Annotated in this window: 12 protein-coding genes; 2 read left to right on the top strand and 10 right to left on the bottom strand. The window is 56.9% G+C overall.

Annotation, left to right across the window (positions count from 1 at the left end):
• Positions 1-37: 37 nt before the first annotated feature.
• The 6 genes from GRX76_RS03460 to GRX76_RS03435 all read right to left on the bottom strand — a co-directional run bounded on the left by GRX76_RS03460 (position 38) and on the right by GRX76_RS03435 (position 7,326).
• On the bottom strand, positions 38-2,572 hold the full coding sequence (locus GRX76_RS03460) for a TonB-dependent siderophore receptor (RefSeq protein WP_236250531.1): 2,535 nt from the start codon (positions 2,570-2,572) through the stop codon (positions 38-40).
• A gap of 412 nt (positions 2,573-2,984) precedes the next feature.
• On the bottom strand, positions 2,985-4,457 hold the full coding sequence (locus GRX76_RS03455; RefSeq protein WP_160152033.1) for a VCBS repeat-containing protein: 1,473 nt from the start codon (positions 4,455-4,457) through the stop codon (positions 2,985-2,987).
• 196 nt (positions 4,458-4,653) lie between these two features.
• Positions 4,654-5,262, bottom strand: coding sequence for a hypothetical protein (locus GRX76_RS03450; protein ID WP_160152032.1), 609 nt, complete (start codon positions 5,260-5,262; stop codon positions 4,654-4,656).
• Between the two features lie 66 nt (positions 5,263-5,328).
• Positions 5,329-5,889 (bottom strand): glutathione S-transferase family protein, encoded by a 561-nt coding sequence (locus tag GRX76_RS03445; protein WP_160152031.1) that lies wholly within the window; start codon positions 5,887-5,889, stop codon positions 5,329-5,331.
• A 143-nt stretch (positions 5,890-6,032) separates the two neighbouring features.
• Positions 6,033-6,788 (bottom strand): VIT1/CCC1 transporter family protein, encoded by a 756-nt coding sequence (locus GRX76_RS03440; protein WP_236250530.1) that lies wholly within the window; start codon positions 6,786-6,788, stop codon positions 6,033-6,035.
• Between the two features lie 7 nt (positions 6,789-6,795).
• Positions 6,796-7,326, bottom strand: coding sequence for a macro domain-containing protein (locus GRX76_RS03435; RefSeq protein WP_160152030.1), 531 nt, complete (start codon positions 7,324-7,326; stop codon positions 6,796-6,798).
• A 168-nt stretch (positions 7,327-7,494) separates the two neighbouring features.
• On the opposite strand from GRX76_RS03435, the gene GRX76_RS03430 reads away from it, so the two are divergent.
• Positions 7,495-8,595, top strand: a complete 1,101-nt coding sequence (locus GRX76_RS03430; protein WP_160152029.1) for a diguanylate cyclase — start codon at positions 7,495-7,497, stop codon at positions 8,593-8,595.
• Positions 8,596-8,647: 52 nt separating this feature from the next.
• On the opposite strand, the gene GRX76_RS03425 is transcribed toward GRX76_RS03430, so the two are convergent.
• Positions 8,648-9,037, bottom strand: coding sequence for a thioesterase family protein (locus GRX76_RS03425; protein WP_160152028.1), 390 nt, complete (start codon positions 9,035-9,037; stop codon positions 8,648-8,650).
• Between the two features lie 281 nt (positions 9,038-9,318).
• On the opposite strand from GRX76_RS03425, the gene GRX76_RS03420 reads away from it, so the two are divergent.
• Positions 9,319-10,998 carry an NAD-dependent malic enzyme gene (locus GRX76_RS03420; RefSeq protein WP_160152027.1) on the top strand — a complete coding sequence of 560 codons (1,680 nt, stop codon included), beginning with the start codon at positions 9,319-9,321 and terminating at the stop codon, positions 10,996-10,998.
• Positions 10,999-11,234: 236 nt separating this feature from the next.
• Here GRX76_RS03420 and GRX76_RS03415 read toward each other — a convergent pair whose 3' ends face one another.
• The 3 genes from GRX76_RS03415 to GRX76_RS03405 form a co-directional block, all read right to left on the bottom strand.
• On the bottom strand, positions 11,235-12,098 hold the full coding sequence (locus GRX76_RS03415) for a polyphosphate kinase 2 family protein (RefSeq protein WP_160152026.1): 864 nt from the start codon (positions 12,096-12,098) through the stop codon (positions 11,235-11,237).
• A gap of 603 nt (positions 12,099-12,701) precedes the next feature.
• The gene (locus GRX76_RS03410) at positions 12,702-14,597 is read right to left on the bottom strand and encodes a DUF885 family protein (protein ID WP_160152025.1); all 1,896 of its coding nucleotides are present in this window, start codon (positions 14,595-14,597) and stop codon (positions 12,702-12,704) included.
• 81 nt (positions 14,598-14,678) lie between these two features.
• Entirely contained in the window at positions 14,679-15,533 is an 855-nt protein-coding gene (locus tag GRX76_RS03405; RefSeq protein ID WP_201276897.1) for a mechanosensitive ion channel family protein, read from the bottom strand.
• Between the last annotated feature and the right edge of the window lie 250 nt (positions 15,534-15,783).

Below are 15,783 nucleotides of genomic sequence, written 5' to 3'. Positions count from 1 at the left end.
GGCGCTTTTTTTTTAACCTCCAAAACGGCGAACGGTTTTAGAACTCATAACCGGCTTTCAGGTAGTAGAAGCCACCGCCAATACCGTAGGGCGAAGTTTCGTAGTACTGGCCACCCAGTACATTGTTCGCCTCACCGACAATGGAGCCATCGATCTTTCCGCCTTTCTCATCCAGCAGGTTGGATGCACCGGCGGTCAGGAAAATGGATTCGGTTGCCCGGTAGGAAGCTTCCATATCCAGGGTAAACGCGGAACCCAGCTGCTCACCAAACCAGTCGGCGTGTACACCGACATACTCGCCATAAAAGTTTGCACGCACGAAGGCGCTGAGCTTGTCCCAGTTTTGCGCCATGGTGAAGGAAGCCCGATGCTCAGGCAGCCCGCGCTCCAGACGCACCGCTTTACAGATCTCGCCCTGATTATTCAAAAAGGCCCCACCACAGGTGGCGTCACCGCCATTGACCTCGGTCTTGGTCCAGTTGTAGGCCAGGCTGAAGTCCGTGGCACCACCCATCAGCTCCGCACCGTAGGTTGCCACGACATCGACACCGGTGGTTTCGGTATCGAAGTCATTGGCAAAGTAGTTGATCTGTCCGATCAGCTCCGGATTGGGCACGCCGGCTAACGCCATTGCCGTGCGCTGGGCATCGGTGGGAGCGGCGTTATCGGTCAGCGCAATGCGATCTTCCACCTCGATGTAAAACGCATCGATGGTCACATCGACAGCACCTGCGGACATCACCAGACCCGTAGCGAAGTTGACGGACTCTTCCGGCATCAACTCGGCCTCACCCAGCTTGGTAGCCGGCAGGGTCTGCGCCTGGGTCAACTGGCCGCCTACGATGGAGGTCTGGGTATTCACCACAGAGGCCTGGCCCATGGTCGGTGCGCGGAAACCGGTGCTGTGGGAACCACGCCAGGCGACGTTATCGGTCAACTGCCAGTTAAACGCCAGTTTGTAATTGGCGGTATCGCCGAAGGTATCGAAATTCTCGTAGCGTACGGCCCCGCCCAGCAACAGGTCATCGGTAACCTGGTTTTCAACGTCCATGTACAGCGCGTAGTTACTGCGCTCGGCGGTGCCCGCGGAGTCAATCGAGAAACCGGCAAAACCGTGGGAACCAATATTGAAGCCCTGCTCTGCCAGCGGTCCCACCTGCCAGGACATACCCTCACCGGCAATAATCTGGAAGGATTCTTCACGCCACTCGGTACCCATGGCCAGGCTCAGGGTATCGAACTGCTTTTGCAGGTCGAGGTTCAGGGTCTTTTCCAGCTGGATGTAGGCGCCGGTATCGAAGTCGCGCTTGCTGTCTGGACCAAACGACGGGTTGATGGTGTTGTTCAGACCAAAATTCGCCTCGTTGCGACCGACGGACGCGCTGACGTCATAACCCCAACCCTGCATAAAGCCATCACCAAAGTCACCGCGGCGACCCGCGGTAATCGAGGTGTCGGTAATGTCGCCGACAAAGCGCGGGGTATAACCGCCGGGGATCATTTTGTTGAAGACAAAGCAGTTGTCATCGGCCGTCAGCCCAGAAACCACCATGTCGGAACCATCAGCCACGGGGATGGTGCGGTAGGCATCGCAGCTCGCCGCATTGCCATCCAGAGCACCCACAAGTCGCACCCCGTCACCGTCGGTATATACACCTTCACGGCCGTTCGGGTTGCGGTAATAAAATCCACCGTCGACCATGCGGTTGGAATAGTTGGCAAACGCATAGATTTCGCTGCCGTCTTTCAGGTCGATACCGAAATTACCAAACAGGGTCAGGTCATCTTCGACCTTCGGCGAACCCCAGATTTGCGCCGGCTCCGGCACTGCGGTATTACCGGCGTCGATCATTGCCTGCGCATCCGGGCGCTGCACCGAACGCGAGGTATCGTCGGCATTCTTCAACTGGAAGCTCAAATTCAGGAAACCGGAGTCGGTCATGGGCATGCCGTAGTTGCCCGACATGGTCGTGGTCTGGCCGTCCCCTTCAAAAAACTCGCCGCTTTTGATTTCCAGGGAGCCGCCCTCGGCATCGTCTTTCAGCACGAAGTTCATCACCCCGGCAATGGCGTCGGAACCGTACTGGGCCGCCGCGCCGTCGCGCAGCACTTCAACCTGCTTGAGCGCGATGCTCGGGATCACGGAAATATCAGGACCCTGGGCGCCATCGTTCAGACCTCCACCCTGGAAGGCAATGACAGAGGCGCGATGACGGCGCTTGCCGTTCACCAGAATCAGGGTGGAATCCGATGACAATCCGCGCATATTGACCGGGCGAATCATTGAGGCAGCATCGCTAATCGGTTGGTCGTGTACGTTGAAGGAAGGGACTGAGCCTTTCAGCAGGTCAAGCATATCGCTGCTGCCTGATTTGGCCAGGTCATTCGCGTTGAGCACATCCACCGGTACCGGTGATTCGGTCACGGAACGGGGTTTGGTTCTGGAACCCACGGTAACTACTTCTTCAATCACTTCCTGGGCATCGCCACTGGTCTGCGCAAATGCAGGCATTCCCAGGCTGCCGGCCAGCGCCACCAGGGAAAGCGAAGTCACTATTTGTTGGACCTTCATGGTTTCTCTCCAATGAGTATTTATTATTTTTTGGCGCGAAATTTCATTTAACGTATAAGGATGAATGAAATTTTCGCAATGATCACAAAGAGCTAAAAAATTCTGTTGCGAGCGGAATTATTGGAATGCATTCACGCGATGAAGTCTACCGAAAGGCTCCATGTGGACTTCGCGATAAAATCAGTAGATCCCGAAAAAACACCAGAGACAAGAAAGCAACAAAAGACAGCTTGGAAGGCCAATCACAACAGGAATGATGCTGCAGAAAAGTAGGTAGAAGCGCGCGAAGAAGTAATTCTTCACAAAAATAAAAAACGGGCCTATCGGCCCGTTTTTTATTGCTGGTAAACATCGAGAATTCAGATCAAAAGCTCGCGACGGAGATTTAATCCGATCAACCCTTACCCGGCTATCAATTAAACGTAGGCTCTACTGCCTCAAACTCGCCAGAGCCATCCGCCTTGTTGATCCAGAAGCGTTCTTCCGATGCCGCATCCAGACCGTCACTCCATGCGTTATTAAAGAAAATATCCACGGCACCATCGCCATTCAGATCTCCCACACTTGCGCCATGGGAAAAGCTATTCACAGCACTCAGCGCGGTGCTCGCTCTATTTTCCAACAGACCTTCTGCAGTGTAGAACAGCAATAAATTCGGTGCGCCAGGGAAAGGTTGCTGATCGTAACCGTGATCCGCAATAACAACCTCTTCACTACCGTTGCCGTCAACATCGACTGCATGCCACTCCCGCGCATGAACGACGCCCACACCGGCAGCAGAGCGATCGTGCTCCAGAATGAAAGTACCACTGCCGTCGTTTAAATAGGTGTGTACGGGTACCGTAGTCACATCGTAGGAGATTGCCTTCGACCCGATAAGGTCCGGAAAAGTATCCCCATTGATGTCAGCAAGGATTGCGTTGTGAATCTCAGGATAGCCAAGGCTCTCCTGAACATCGTAAGGAATTCCCTCTGTATACTTGATCGTAAAACTCAGATTGCCCGGCGTGCTGGTATTGATAAAACTCGGCATATACATGTAGTCCAGCGCCGGGTACAGGAGATCGGGCATCCCATCCTGATCCAGATCACCGACCAGAATATCTCCACCGTGGGGCGTAGGTCGGCTTAACGGTTCGCGAACGACATTACCTCGGTCATCCCAGGTGAGAATGTCTGCGGTAAAGGTATCATTTACATCGGTGAAGGTGATCGTAGCTGGAGTCAGGTTACCCTCCGCATCGTTCAAATAAATCCTTCCGCAGATATCTTCACAGGGACCAGAAGTAGACAGGATGAAATCATCGTAGCCGTTGTTATCGAAGTCAGCCACTCTCGCCCGTTCCGGCCAGCCGGAAAACTGGTTTGGAGAAACACCGGCGCTTGCATCCGAAAAACTGCCGTTACCGTCACCGAAGAAAAGCTGGATCTTACTTTCTTCATAACCCGCTGAGACGGCTATTGCCAGAATATCGACATTGCCATCACCGTTGAAGTCGCCACTTTCCATCGCTACTGTGGTGCCTTCCTCTGCAAGGTCACTCTGGCCAGTAAAACGCAGTGGCAGCGCATCCGGGTGTGGCTCAAAGTTCAGATTGCCCTGGTTGATCAGCAGCAGGTCCCGCGTATCCGACTCTGAATCATCGGTATCAACAATTAAATCGTTCAGCCCATCATTATTCACATCAACGATCAGTGAAGCTCGCGGCTGTAGCGGGAACTCCCATTGGCCGGCGCTGCCACCGCCATCATTCCCACCACTACTATTATTGCCGTTATTGACATTATTGCCGCCGTCGCTGTCACTCCCGCCCCCACCACCGCAGGCCAATAGCGCCCCCGACAAGCCACAGACCAGCGCCCGACGTAAAAATTTTGTTCGCATACCTACCCCTGAAAATGCCATCTACGAGTGTAAATATGTCTTATACCGTTCAGGCTATCGGATCTCTATAGCCCTTTTTAGGCATTTTTGGGGAACACCTCGTAATCACCCGAAGACAACCACGTTAATTCCTTGCGCATAAAAAAACGGGCTTTAAAAGCCCGTTTTTTGCCATTAGCTTTACATCAATACACGATCAATAGGGAAGCCCAACATAAGCGGCATAAAGGCCAAACAACAGCGCCGCCCAGATCGCAAAGCCGATGGCCAGCCAGATAAAGTTTGCCGGGGTAAAACTTGCATTGCTGCTTGCCTGCGGGTCATCGCACGCAATATTCGCAGCGACCTGAATCCGGTACAAACACCAGATGAGCACCGGGAAAACACCGAACGCGACAAAGCTTACCCAGATAGACACGCCATCCATACCGGACAACCGGTCTCCGATACTGCTGACCAGGCTAAACACCACATACAGTGTTGCCACCAGCGTCGGTGACCAGCTGTGTTTTTTGTGTGTCGACAGCAGGCTTGCATCAATTTTGCTGCACAGGGAGTGCGCAAAGAACAGGAAAAAAATAGCGCGCATTACCGGCCACATGGCTGCCCGATGGCTGTCGCTGTAGTTTTTCCAGTGGCGATAGGCCCAGTACAGCTCGTAAAGACCAAAGGTACCGATCATCAATACCAGGAATTTGCGCCCCGATACCACATAAAATTCCCGGTCTTCTGCGGCAACCGCCTGCCCCTGGTCGGTGTCCTGCCGCAGGTCGGCTTCCGGCGCCTGATAAATATCACTGGTCATGCTTGGCTTCCTTTTTATTTTTCTGATAGTAATTCAATTGGCACTCACCCCTGCCATAACCTTCACTTACGCCGGCGGTGCCGTCGCCAAGAAAGTGGCATCGTCTCCAGCAATCTGCAGCAGCTGTTGCAGATTGGGGTGCGCGTCGATGGAGAAGCGGTTACGGAACTGCCCCCAGGCGACACCAACGGCCACGCGGTAGTCCGCATCACCCAGCTGTCCGGATTCGGGCAGCGGGGCGGAGTCGAGCTCCTTGAGCACCAGCTCGATACGCTGTTGCTGGCGGCGGGTGTACACATTGGTGTCGATATCCAGGCCACTGCGCTCCAGCAGGAACAGATTGATCGCCGCATCCAGCAAAGTATTCGCCAGGCAGTAGCGGTCGAGATCTACCGCATCGGGAATAAACACGTCACCGGACTTCTCGCGCACATATTTCACGATCGGGGTTGAGTCGGTCAGCTTGAATGCACCGTCTTCAAGGAAGGGCACGCGCAGGGTGGGCGTGCCGGGGTCCTTGCTGGTATGGATATCCAGCTCCACCATTTCCCAATCGAGCCCGGATTGCATCAGGGCGATACGGCAATGGCGCACGTAAGGGGAAGTAAAACTGCCAAATAGCTTCATGTTACGGTTGATCCTTTTCGTTGATGCACAATCCCGGGGACGGGAGATAGATCATGGCGAAAAGGTACTGCTTCGGCAAATAAAACGCGCTTGCAATGCTCAGCGTTACTGAATCACTGCCATCACTGAATCACTGTCATTATTTAAATGTTGCCAAACAGACGCTCCGCGGCCTGACCGACGAAATAGGCAACAGATGCGGCACAGCTGCCAAGCAAGAGTGTGGTCATGCCCGCACGCAGGGGGGAGCTGTCGTAAACCCAGCCTTTCAGCAGGCCGATGGTAAAAAACACCAGTGCCGCCAGTAGACTGCTGGCAATAAACTGCCGGGAAAAGTCGAGCACAGGAACAAGAAAGGGCAGTAGGGGAATCACGCCCACCACAATAAACGCGATAAACGTCCACCAGGCAGAGGCAAGGGGGTTGGGGGCGCTACCGCTGAGGCCGTATTCCTCGATCAGCATGGTGTCGATCCACAGGCCGCGATTGGCGGTAACCGTTTCGACGATATGCTCCAGGTTCTCTCCGCTGAAGCCCTTGTTGGCAAAAATCTGCCGGATCTCCTCGCGCTCGCCTTCGGGCACCAGGTGAATATGCTCTTCTTCCGTGCGGCGGGCGTTCTCGGCAAACCGCTGCTGCGCATTCACCGCCTCGTAGTTACTGACCGCCATGCTGATGCCGTCTGCCAGCAGGTTCGCCATGCCCATGGCCAACACCACCAGCGGCGAAAAGCCCGCGCCAAAGGCGCCGGAAGCGATCGCAAAAGTAGTAACGCAGCCGTCGATGGCCCCCAGCACCATATCGGACAGCCGCTGGGGCCTGGGTGTTTTCGCGAGGCGGCGCGCGATATTTTCCGGTCGGTGTTCGCGCTGTAACTGTCGGCGCCTGGAGGCTTTCACGAAAACCTCACGGTTGCTGTTGCCGGCCGAAAAAGCGCGCGTCCACCTTGCGCCACTCCGCCAATGCCGCCGGTGAGTGCAGGCACACGGTCAGCAGTGCAAAGTCGTCGAGCGCGCCGCGCAGTACTTCCAGCCCCTGATGGGCGGCGATCTCGTGGGGAAAGCGGTTGGTGCCGGCCCCCAGGGCGGGGAACAGCAAGCGCTGCAATTGCCGTGTTTTTGCCAGCGCCAGTACGCTCTGGTAGCACTGGCGCAATTCGACCACCGCCCTGGCGCCCCACTGGTCGCCACTGCTCCATTGCGGGGTCACCGTATGCAGCAGATAGTGCACCGGCAGGTTGGGTGCGCTGGTGATACGAGCCTCGCCCACGGCGCACTCGGGCAGCTGTGAGCACTCACTGACCAGCGCCTCCCCGGCGCGATCGTAGACCTGTGCCGACAGCCCGCGCCCCCGGATCAGGTGTTTGTGAGCCGGGCACACCAGTGCATCGGCCTCAATTGTGAGAACGTTGTCACAAATCAGTTGCAGTTGCCCCATGCAGGTCTCCGCGCCAAAGCTGTTCGCCATTACTATAGTTCGCTCGCCTCCAGTGCACTGGGAAACCGTGGATTGAGGCGCCCGTGGTCGCGGACAAAGCTTCGCCGCCCGGGAGAAATACGGCCGAGGGACGCGGTCGCAACGACAATCTCTAACGACATAGAGAAGATGGACATCACAGCAGAACACAATCACACCGCCGGCTATCGCGGCACCGAAATCGCCGATCCGGTCGCCCAGGCGCGCAACCTGGATCTGCGCCGCCGTATCCAGGCCTCGGGCTATATGCTGATCTTTGCCCTCGCCATTACCGGCGCCATGGGTGTGATCGCGCTGATGGCCGCGGATCTGTTCCTGGCCGGCACCCTGTTCAGCGTTGCCGGGGTGATCCTGCTGGCCTATGTGGGTGTCAATATTGCCGGCTCCAGCCGCAAGACACCGGTACTCGTCGGCGCACTGCTGCTGGTGCTGTATTTCTATCTACTGCTGTCCGGCGGCGTAAACAATACCGGCCTGATGTGGGCGGTGATGCTGGTGCCCGGATTCATCAACCTCTATGGCTACAAGTGGGGCACGGTCACCCTCGCTGGCGTCGGCGCCATCACCGCACTGATCCTGTTTTACCCCGAATTCCCCGGCCTGCTGGCACAGTACGATACCGCCCACCGGGCGCGCTTTATCGCCGTGTTCGGCGCGCTGACGGCACTCACCGCGATCCTCGACAGCAGCCGCCACCAGACCCAGCAGATGCTGCACAAACTGACTGCGGAACTGGAAAGCCACGCCTGCACCGATGCCCTCACCGGTCTCGCCAACCGCCGCGAGGCCTACAAGGCCATCAGCGAGCTGGAGCGGCGCAACCGCGATCTGGCCGGGCGCTATTCGGTGTTGATTGGTGACCTGGACAGTTTCAAGGCGATCAACGATACCTTCGGCCACAGCTTTGGCGACCGGGTGCTGCAGGATGTCGCCGAGGTGCTGCGCAACAATACCCGCGCCGACGATGTGGTGGCGCGCTGGGGCGGGGAGGAATTTTTGATCCTGCTGCCGAACACCGATGTGGAAGGTGCCGGCGTGCTGGCGGAAAAGCTGCGCCGCAAGGTGGAAGCGCTCACCGCGCAGTATCAGGAAGACGTGAATATCTCCATCAGCTTCGGCGTCGCCGAGGGCGGCTCCGGCCAGGACGGCCAGAACCAGATGCTGACCCAGGCGGACTCCCGCATGTACCGGGCCAAGGATGCCGGACGCAACCAGGTTGTCTGCGACTGAGACAGGCGCAGATTAGCGCCCGCCTGTCGCTAAACCTGGCCCACCCCCTGGATCAGGCGAGGTGCTGCAATAACTTCTCTTTGACCTCGGGCGGAATCGGCGCCTTGGCCTGCTGCTCGTAGTCAAAATGCACCATCACGCAGTCCCCCTGGGCCACCAGCTGGCCCTTCTGCCATACCTCCTGGTGAATGGTCATCGAGGTGTTACCCACCGCGCTCAGGCTGGTGCGGATCTCCACCGGTGAATACAGGTAGATCTGGGCGACGAAATCCACATCCATTTTCTTCAGGATCAGATTCCATTTGTTCAGGCTCAAGTCCGGGTTGAACAGCTGGAAAATAGGCGTGCGTCCCTGCTCGAACCACACGGGTACCACGGTATTGTTAATGTGCCCCAGGGCATCGGTTTCGCTAAAGCGGGGCTCGACCTGATAGGTGAACATACAACTCCTCGGATTCATTGTTCTGGCTTGTGTGTACCTGGAGCATTTAACCAGCGTTGCGGGTTTTCGGCCACTTGGGCCGACACTCGCGCCGAATATCCGGGCACTTTTGCCAATTCAAAAGACATCTGCGGTCAAGCCGGCGTAAAATGCCGCACCCTGATCCGCTACGCTTCCTGTAGCGCTGCTGACCGTATCGCCTGTCACTGCAAAGCCAGCCGATACACATCGCACTCGTACAATGTCGTACACAGCCCCAAACCGTTTCCAGTTTTTGTTTTATGAGCCAGAAAGACAAACGTCCCCTGTACATTCCCCACGCCGGTCCCTCCCTGCTGGAGATTCCCCTGCTCAACAAGGGCAGCGCCTTCTCCCTGCAGGAGCGCATCGAATTCAACCTGATCGGCCTGCTGCCGAACAATGTGGAATCCATCAGTGAACAGGTGCGCCGCGCCTATCACCAGTACCAGCAGTGCCGCACGGACCTGGAGCGCCACATCTACCTGCGGGCGATTCAGGACGACAACGAAACCCTGTTTTTCCGCCTGATCGAGCAGCATATCGAAGAGATGCTGCCGATCATCTACACCCCCACCGTGGGTGCCGCCTGTGAAGAGTTCTCCAATATCTACCGCAACCACCGCGGGCTGTTTGTGTCCTACCCGGACCGCAAGCACATGGACGATATTCTGCGCAGCGCCACAAAAGAGAATGTGAAAGTGATCGTGGTCACCGATGGCGAGCGCATTCTGGGACTGGGCGACCAGGGCATCGGCGGCATGGGCATCCCCATCGGCAAGCTGTCCCTGTACACCGCCTGTGGCGGCATTAGCCCGGCCTACACCCTGCCGGTGACCCTGGATGTGGGCACCAACAACCGCACCCTGCTGAACGACCCCATGTATATGGGCTGGCGCAACGAGCGCGTTTCCCAGGAGGAATACGACGAATTTGTCGAGGAGTTCATCGCCGCGGTCAAACGCCGCTGGCCCAAGGTGCTGATTCAGTTCGAGGATTTCGCCCAGACCAACGCCATGCCGATTCTCAATCGCTACCGCGACGAGGTGTGCTGCTTCAACGACGATATCCAGGGCACCGCGTCCGTGGCACTGGGCACCATGCTCGCCGCGTGCAAGGCGAAAGAAGAGAAACTCAGCAAACAGAAAGTGCTCGTGGTTGGCGCCGGCTCCGCCGGCTGCGGCATTGCCGAGCAGGTGGTTTCGGCCATGGTCAATGACGGCCTGAGCGACGCCAAGGCCCGCGAGCGTATTTTCATGTTCGACCGCTACGGCCTGGTCACCAGCGATATGAAAGGCCTGCACGATTTTCAGGAAAAGCTGGCGCAGAGCACCGACAAATACCCGCAATCCCCGGAGTGGGATCTGCAGACCCTGATTGAGCAGGTGAAACCGACCATCCTGATCGGCGTATCCGGCCAGGGCGGCCTGTTTACCCAGCCGGTGATCGAGGCCCTGCACAAGGGCTGCAAGCGCCCGCTGGTGATGCCGCTGTCCAACCCCACCTCCCGCGCGGAAGCGACACCCCAGGAAGTACTGGAGTGGACCCAGGGCGAAGCCATGGTGGCCACCGGCAGCCCGTTTGAACCGGTGGAGCTGAACGACAAAAAATACCCCATCGCCCAGTGCAACAATGTGTATATCTTCCCGGGCATCGGCCTCGGTGTGATTGCCGCCAACGCCAACCGGGTGACCGAGAATATGCTGATGGCGGCCTCCAATGCACTGGCGGAACACGCACCGGTGGTGCAGAAAGGCAGCGGTGCACTATTGCCATCGCTGTCCGATATCCGTGAAGTGGGTAAGGCGATCGCCATGGCGGTGGGCCTGCAGGCACAGGAAGACGGCGTGGCACCGGGCATCACCCGGGAGAAACTGGAAAAAAATATCGAGAAGAATTTTTGGTCGCCCAATTACCGGCGCTACCGGCGAGTGGCTTTTTGATTCGCCGGCCAATCTCTTAGCCAGACATAAAAAACCCATGCAATCGCATGGGTTTTTTATTTGGATCCGGATCACCAGTGTATATACCTAGGGCACCATCAGCGGCGCCGGCCGCGCCGGAATCCTCTGATGAAACACGTCGAGGCTTAGTCCGGGGCTAAGAACCGGAGTTTTGTGAAAGAATCCCGCGGCCGTACCAAACAGGCCACTTCCGTTTTTCCGGTGATAATGACCGACTATCTCTTCTTTTTGTTGTCATCGTCGGCTTCGGTCGCCTTGCTCAGTGAATGGTATTTTTTCCGGATCTCGTCGATATCCACCGAAGGTGCGGGGAACTTCATTTTCAGTGACTCCAGTGCGCGCACCACTATGTGGGAGATGGCAAGGTTGCGGAACCATTTGTGGTTGGCGGGAATAACAAACCAGGGCGCGTGCTCGGTGCTGCATTTCTTCAGCACATCCTCGAAGGCAGCGGTGTAGTCGTCCCAGTAGTGCGCCTCGGAATAGTCACTATCGCTGATTTTCCAGTGCCGCGCCGGGTCGTCGATGCGCTTTTTGAAACGCGCCAATTGCTCCTCAGGATCTATGTGCAGATAAAACTTGAGTACCGTAGTGTCGTTATCGGCGAGCAGCTTTTCAAAATTGTTGATGTGCTGGTAGCGCCCGGACCAGATTTTTTTCGGCACCATTTTGTGTACCCGCTGGATCAACACATCTTCATAGTGCGAGCGGTTGAAGATGGCAACATGCCCGCGCCGCGGTGTCACCTTGTGACAGCGCCATAAAAAATCGTGCTCGCGCTCCGCAGTGGATGGCTGCTTGAACCCGGTTACGGTGCAACCCTGGGGGTTCATGGCTCCAAGCACATGATTGATGGCCCCATCCTTGCCGGCGGCGTCGCGTCCCTGCAGGCAGATCAACAGCGAGCGTTTGCGCTCTGCATACATCAGGTACTGAAGCTCGCGCAGTCTTTTCTTGTATTCCTCGATCAGCGGATATGAAGATTCTTCATCATGTTGTTCACCGTGAAAGGATGCATCAATTTTTTCCAATCGAACCTTGCTGCCGGGCTTCACTCTGAATTCGTCAAAATAGTCCATCAGTGCCCCGCCTCTCGAGATGCTGGATACGTCATAAAAATTTTGCTTAATCAATTTCCGATGTTCAGCGCACACGCCGTATCAACAGGCGACAGCGGCATCGGAATTTCTTTGAAACCACCTCTTCAATCTAGCAGCTGGCCATTTCGGAATGGAGCAGGGTGAACTCGCCCGCGCAGTGAAAACCCGGGAAAAGAAAAGCCGCCTGGAAGGCGGCAAAGCGGGGCAACTCAGAGGTACGCAGGAAACTGCGCCCCCAGATGAAGGCATTGGATTGGACAAGGCGTCCCGACCTTGTTCAACCCGGGATTCGACAGAAGAATGCTCTCAAGGCTTGAAGTGCCAGCAACGTCTGGTTTCGGGAAAAATGACTCATCCCTGTTGGTGATTGGGTACATGCTAAGTTACGGTCTGCCACTCGAATCGGATTACATTTTTTCACCCGCCGTTGTTATACGCGCCCCTTTTTCGCCGCTTTCAAGATTTGGCGTAATTCAGCTCATCTGAGTTTTCACTCCCTGCGCTTGGTCACGCCGGGTTTTTGCAGGCAAAAAAATAGCGGGCATTGCCCGCTATTTTCTTCGTCTCTTTTAACGTCTCAGGTCATCCGTTTTTTACGCTGTCGACCCAATTATTCACACGCTTCTCCAGCAGTGGCAACGGCAGTGCACCACCACCCAGTACGGTGTCGTGGAAGCTGCGGATGTCGAACTGGTCGCCCAGTGCCTCTTCGGCGTTGCCGCGCAATTCTTCGATCTTCAGCATGCCGATCTTGTACGCAGTGGCCTGGCCGGGAACCGTGAGGTAACGGCGCACCTCGGAACGCACCGCGCCTTCCGGGATCGCGGAGTTATCCAGGAAGTACTGTACCGCCTGCTCCTGGCTCCAGCCCTTGGAATGCATACCGGTATCCACCACCAGGCGGATGGCGCGCCACATTTCCGCGGTCAGACGTCCGAAGTCCCGGTAGGGGTCGCGGAACTGGCCCATTTCCTTGGAGAGTTTTTCCGAGTAGAGCGCCCAGCCTTCCACGTAAGGGGTGAAATGCGCCTGGGTGCGGAACTGCGGAATATTTTCCAGCTCCTGGGCAATGGAGATCTGCATGTGGTGACCGGGGTTACCTTCGTGGTAGGTCACCGTTTCCATATCGGTAGTCGACAGCGCACTCATGTCCGACATGTGTACATAGTAAGTGCCGGGACGGGCGCCGTCCGGGGTACCGGGCACATAGTGCTGGGCGCCACCGGGCACTTCGCGGAAGGCCTCAACGCGCTTAACCACCAGATCCGCTTTCGGCAGGATGCCGAAATACTCCGGCAGTTTTTTCTGTACATCGGCGAGGTAGCTGCGGGTTTCTTCCAGATACTTCTCGCGGCCCTCATCGGTGTTGGGGTAGTAGAACTGCTTGTCGGTGCGGATAAACTTGAAGAACGCCGGCAGATCGCCGTCAAAACCTACCTGATCCTTGATACCTTCCATTTCCTTGCGGATACGCGCCACTTCGTCGAGACCGATCTGGTGCACGTCATCGGCGGTCAGCGGCAGGGTGGTGTAGTTGGCCAGGCGGTTGGTATAGAAGCTGTCGCCGTCCGGCAGGTTGGAAACACCCTTGGGCTCTTTATCGGCGTTGACACGGTCTTCCTGCAGCCAGGCGATATAGCCATCGTAGGAAGATTTCAGGTCACCGGTGAGGGCTTTTTCCACCTGCGCCTGCAGGTCTTTGGCGGTGGCTTCGTCGATCTTGCCGCCGTCTTTCAGGGCGGCAATTTTTTTCTTGGCATCGGCCATCAGCGGCGCGTCATCGCCCTCGCCAAACGGCTGGCCAGTGGTCACCTTCTGCGCGCGCTCGATCGCCAGATCGTAGGCGAACTGCGGCGGGCGAATGCCTTTCTTGGCGGAACCCTGGGCGCGCTCCAGCAGCTGGCCGAGGGCGACGCTGATACCGCCGATACGGGTGATGTAATCCCGCATATCCTGCTCGGTATCCACTTTGTGCTGGTTGATCAGGAAGGTGGGGAACTGGGCCTCTGGGCCACCCAGCTCGCTGGCGAAGTAGCCGTAGTCGGAGAAGGGCTGGTTGGCCTTTTCCTGTTCATACTGCAGGATCCACAGGTCGTAGGATTCCTTGCCTTCGGTGGTCAGCTTGTCGTAGTCGAACTGGCTTTTCATTTCCTCGACGGTGGCTTTTTTCCAGGCCAGCTCGCGCTCATCGGCGGCCTTGGTCATATCGTCGATTTTGTCGTACTGCTCCTTGCGACCCAGGTAGCTGAGCTGGATCGGGCTGAACTGCAGCTCTTCTTCGTATTTGCTGTCGAACCATTCGCCCAAGCGCTTGGTTTCCGCTTCCTGCTCCGCACTGGCCGATGCGGTTTCTGAAACCTGCTGCTCGACCTGCGCCGCACCGGCATCTACCTGTGTATTCTGCTGCTTGGGTTCTTCTGCTTTCTGGCAGCCGGCAACCACCGACGCGATAACCAGACTCAGGAGCGCTTTGCGCATAGCTTTCGCCTCTTTACTGTTTTAAAGAAAATACGTTTATGAACGCGTTATTAAACAACCAGCTTTGATACAAAGCCGAATTCATTCCTGTTCCAGGGCATCGGCCCCGACCATTTTTTTCTCGGTTCCGGTGATGATGTGCAGATCCCGCTGCGGGAAGGGGATTGTCAGCCCCTCGGCTTCCAGCGCCGGCTTGAGCTTTTTCATCAGCGCCCAGTACACATCCCAGTATTCATCGGTTTTTACCCAGGCCCTCAGGTGCAGGTTCACCGAACTGTCCGCCAGCGCCCGCACCGCATAGGCGGGTTCAGGGTCCGCGAGAACCCGCGGCTCGTCCGCCACCAGTTTTCGCAGTACATTCATGCCGGTTTCGATATCGTCACCGTAGGCAATGCTGGCAATGATCTCGATTCGGCGGCTGGCGTTGCGGGTGAAGTTGGTCAGGGTCTCGCCCCAGACCTTGTCGTTGGGGGCCGAGATGCGCAGGCCGTCCGGGGTGTCCAGCTCGGTGGTGAACAGGCCAATCTTGCGCACGGTGCCAATAATGCTGCCGAACTGAATGGTCTCACCCACACGAAAGGGGCGCAGACCCAACAGCACAAAGCCCGCGGCAATACTCTGCAGGGTGTCTTTCAGCGCGAGGCCGATGGCGAGGCCGGCAGCACCCAGCAGCGCCACCAGCGAAGTGGTATTCGCACCAAAGATGTCCAGCACCACCAGGCCGCCCACCACGTAGGTGCCCCACACGGCGAGGGTTTCAAGCACCGGCACCAGGGTTTCGTCAATTCCGCGCTCGGTCAGGCGGTTGACCGCTCGCGACACCAGTTTGGCGGCAACCCAGGTGATGACGAGTGCCAGTATCGCCCAGAGCACATTCAGCCCGACGTCCATCACTACCGGCCAGAGTTCCTCGAGCTGTGCTTTGAGTCCTTCCACGAATACATCTCCTGTGCGTGAATTTATTTGACGGAATTTATGACAGTAGGACGCAAGAATATGACAAGGGCAGCGGCCAGGGCCAGCACACTAGTGCGCCAGGCCTCCGCGACCGACAATCCTGTTTAGCGGAATGCCAAAAATGCCAGTTGGTTCCGGGTTTTGGTGGAACCCGTCAGGCCGGGCCGGAAAAGAAATAGTGCTGGATCAACTGCAGCACCAGCAGCGTCATCACCAGAATAAAGACCAG

The sequence above is a fragment of the Microbulbifer sp. ALW1 genome (genome assembly GCF_009903625.1).
Lineage (GTDB): Bacteria > Pseudomonadota > Gammaproteobacteria > Pseudomonadales > Cellvibrionaceae > Microbulbifer.
This window is presented reverse-complemented; position numbering and strand designations above follow the sequence as displayed.

Coding starts and splice junctions, on each gene's coding strand:
- GRX76_RS03460 (WP_236250531.1), bottom strand. CDS start 2,572: ATGAAGGTCCAACAAATAGTGACTTCGCTTTCCCTGGTGGCGCTGGCC.
- GRX76_RS03455 (WP_160152033.1), bottom strand. CDS start 4,457: ATGCGAACAAAATTTTTACGTCGGGCGCTGGTCTGTGGCTTGTCGGGG.
- GRX76_RS03450 (WP_160152032.1), bottom strand. CDS start 5,262: ATGACCAGTGATATTTATCAGGCGCCGGAAGCCGACCTGCGGCAGGAC.
- GRX76_RS03445 (WP_160152031.1), bottom strand. CDS start 5,889: ATGAAGCTATTTGGCAGTTTTACTTCCCCTTACGTGCGCCATTGCCGT.
- GRX76_RS03435 (WP_160152030.1), bottom strand. CDS start 7,326: ATGGGGCAACTGCAACTGATTTGTGACAACGTTCTCACAATTGAGGCC.
- GRX76_RS03430 (WP_160152029.1), top strand. CDS start 7,495: ATGGACATCACAGCAGAACACAATCACACCGCCGGCTATCGCGGCACC.
- GRX76_RS03425 (WP_160152028.1), bottom strand. CDS start 9,037: ATGTTCACCTATCAGGTCGAGCCCCGCTTTAGCGAAACCGATGCCCTG.
- GRX76_RS03420 (WP_160152027.1), top strand. CDS start 9,319: ATGAGCCAGAAAGACAAACGTCCCCTGTACATTCCCCACGCCGGTCCC.
- GRX76_RS03415 (WP_160152026.1), bottom strand. CDS start 12,098: ATGGACTATTTTGACGAATTCAGAGTGAAGCCCGGCAGCAAGGTTCGA.
- GRX76_RS03410 (WP_160152025.1), bottom strand. CDS start 14,597: ATGCGCAAAGCGCTCCTGAGTCTGGTTATCGCGTCGGTGGTTGCCGGC.